The organism is Mycobacterium sp. (assembly GCF_035314665.1).
GTDB lineage: Bacteria > Actinomycetota > Actinomycetes > Mycobacteriales > Mycobacteriaceae > Mycobacterium.
This window is the reverse complement of the sequence record NZ_DATFZD010000251.1, coordinates 1-2,989: the sequence shown is the minus strand read 5'-3', so window position 1 is coordinate 2,989 and position 2,989 is coordinate 1. Positions and strand designations below refer to the sequence as shown.

Below are 2,989 nucleotides of genomic sequence, written 5' to 3'. Positions count from 1 at the left end.
GGTGCCGACGTTCTTCTCCGAGCTGCGGACCGCGAACTGGTGGTGGGCATTGCTCGGGCTCGCGGTGTCGGCGCTGACGTACGTCGGAGCGGCCACCGCACTGTGGGCCTGCGCCGACGGGTTGGTGCGCTTCAAGAATCTGGTAATCATGCAGGTGGCCAACACCTTCGCCGCGACCACGACGCCGGCCGGCGTTGGCGGCCTGGCGCTGAGCACACGTTTCCTGCACAAGGCCGGTCTGGGTACCCTGCGCGCCACCGCAGCCGTGGCGCTTCAGCAGACGGTGCAGGTGATCACCCACGTCGCACTCCTGATCCTCTTCACTTTCGCCGCCGGCGCGTCGGCCGACCTGTCGCACTTCGTGCCCTCTGCCACGGTGCTGTACCTGATCGCCGGGCTGGCCCTCGGGCTGGTCGGCGCGTTCCTGTTCGTACCCAGGCTGCGGTTGTGGCTCGGGACGGCGGTGCGGCCCCGGCTCAAGGAGGTCATCGGCGACCTCGCCGAACTCGCCCGCGAACCCAAGCGGCTGGCGTTGATCGTACTCGGCTGCGCCGGAACGACTCTCGGTGCAGCGTTGGCCCTGTGGGCGAGCGTCGAAGCCTTCGGCGGTCACACCTCGTTCGTCACCGTTACCGTCGTGACGATGGTCGGCGGAACCCTCGCCTCCGCCGCACCCACGCCCGGAGGCGTCGGCGCGGTCGAAGCGGCGCTGATCGGTGGTCTGGCGGCGTTCGGACTGCCCGCGGCCATCGCCGTGCCGTCCGTACTGCTGTACCGGGTGCTGACCTGCTGGCTGCCGGTGTTCATCGGGTGGCCGATAATGCGCTGGCTGACGAAAAACGAGATGATCTAGCGCCATGGCCGTCACCGAATCCCGGGAAATCGTCATCGCGGCGACGCCCGACGAGATCATGGACGTGTTGTTCGACCTCGAGTCGCTGACCGAATGGTCCCCGGCCCACCAAAGGATTGAAGTCCTCGAGCGGGACGACCGGGGCCGCCCGAGCAAGTCCCGGCAGGTCGTCAGGATCGTCGGCATCAGCGACGAGCAGGTGCTGGCTTACACCGTTCATGACGACGGCGTGAGCTGGACACTGGTCAGCGCCAAACAACAACGCGCGCAGGACGCCCGCTACACGCTGACGTCCGAGGGCGACTGCACCCGGGTCCGCTTCGAACTCACCGTCGACCCACTCGTGCCCCTCCCCGGATTCTTGATCAAGAAGGGAACCAAAGGTCTGATGGATACGGCCACACAGGGCTTGCGCGAGCGGGTGCTCGAGGTCAAGAAGGGCCACTAATCGGCCGGGGCCAGCCTGCTTGGCGTCATAGTTGTGGGTGTCAAACCCCGTTGCACCGCCCGAATTATCCGTGATGCGAATTATGGGTGGTGTACAGCGGCGGCGTCGCCTGCACCGGGGGCGCCGGCACCGACATGCTGATCTACGGCCCGTATTGTCGCTCTTGAGTAGCAGTTCAGTGGCATGTCGCTATGCCTCAGCTGAGCATCGTGCGCGCGGATTCGCGTGAGGAAGCCGAAACGATCGCTGCCGACGAGCCCTACCGGGAGGCCGGGTGGCGAACCAACACTGTGCGGGCATGGCAGCTCAACGAAGGAGTGCTTGTGGCCGCGGCACGCGATGTTGCGACCAGCACGCAAACACCGGCTGTGCTACGGCCTCGCCAACATGGCGAACCTCGGTGACCGCCCGAATCACGTTGCGCGCCTAGCGGGAAGTAGCGGACACCGCCTGTCCCAGAGCCGGCTGCCGCGTTCGGAATCGGACGCGCAATCGCATATTGCATATTGCCGCCTCTCTCGAGAGGCGTTTGTCCATAGTGACTTCTCCGAGGGCCAGTCCAGCCCGGAGGATGTAGCGTGCGGCATGTTCGTCGGACTGAGCGGTGTGACCGCGGCGTTGGCAGGCGAATTCTGCTTGGGTGACGCGATTCTCCGCTGCTGCGTGGCCACACTGTTCGCAGATGGTGGCCGGGGATACAACTCGTGACTCCACTGCGTTGCACTCTCGGCCACGACCACGGGGAGTTTTAGGACAGCCCCTGTCCTAAGTAGTGTCTAGCGTCGTCGTTATGACCACCACACGCGGGGACGTGCACTCGTTCCGAATTGACATTGCCCAGACGGAGATCGATTGGCTGCATCGTCGGCTCGACGAAACACGATGGCCGGCGCCGCTTCCCTGCGACGGGTGGGATACCGGGGTTCCGGTGTCCTGGTTGCGCGAGCTCGTCGAGTATTGGCGCCGTGATTACGACTGGCGGGCCGCCGAATACGAACTGAATCAAATCCCGCAGTTCACAACGGTCATTGACGGTCAACAGACCTACTTCATGCACGTCCGCTCACCCGAGGACGATGCATTGCCGTTGATCCTGACCCACGGCTGGCCGGGCTCGGTGGTGGAGTTCCTCGATGTCATCGGCCCGTTGACCGATCCCGCAGCCCACGGCGGTGACCGCTCCGACGCCTTCGACGTGGTGATTCCGGCGCTGCCCGGGTTCGGGTTTTCCGGTCCGATAGCCGAATCGGGTTGGACGACCGCGAAGATCGCCGCAGCATGGGACGCGTTGATGACACGGTTGGGCTATGCGCGCTACGGCACCCAGGGCGGCGATATCGGCGCGGCCGTGGCCCCGGAGATCGCCCGGGTAGCCCCGACACGCGTTGTCGGGGTCCACACCAACGGCGGCCCGGGCGGATTCCCCCAGGTACCGCTGCCCGACGAGGTCATGGCCACCCTGTCACCGATGGAACGCGACCGGATCGCCCGCGTGGAGGCCTTCATGCGCGAAGAGTTCGGCTACATCGCCATCCAGGCGACCCGTCCCCAGACCCTGGGGTACGGGCTCACTGATTCGCCGGTAGGGCAGTTGGCCTGGATCATGGACAAGTTCCGCGAATGGACCCACCCGCGCGACGTGCCACCCGACCGCATCATCAGCCGAGACCGGCTGTTGACCAACGTGA

At 65.5% G+C, this 2,989-nt stretch carries 4 protein-coding genes; all 4 read left to right on the top strand.

Annotated features, from left to right (window positions below):
• Positions 1-853: lysylphosphatidylglycerol synthase transmembrane domain-containing protein (locus VKI00_RS18110; RefSeq protein WP_324439765.1), on the top strand; the 853-nt coding region annotated here is incomplete at its 5' end.
• Positions 854-857: 4 nt separating this feature from the next.
• Positions 858-1,301 carry an SRPBCC family protein gene (locus VKI00_RS18105; protein WP_324439763.1) on the top strand — a complete coding sequence of 148 codons (444 nt, stop codon included), beginning with the start codon at positions 858-860 and terminating at the stop codon, positions 1,299-1,301.
• 191 nt (positions 1,302-1,492) lie between these two features.
• Positions 1,493-1,705: a hypothetical protein gene (locus tag VKI00_RS18100; protein ID WP_324439761.1), complete on the top strand. Its 213-nt coding sequence runs from the start codon at positions 1,493-1,495 to the stop codon at positions 1,703-1,705.
• 386 nt (positions 1,706-2,091) lie between these two features.
• Positions 2,092-2,989 (top strand): epoxide hydrolase (locus VKI00_RS18095; RefSeq protein ID WP_324439759.1); only part of this gene is annotated, 898 nt, incomplete at its 3' end.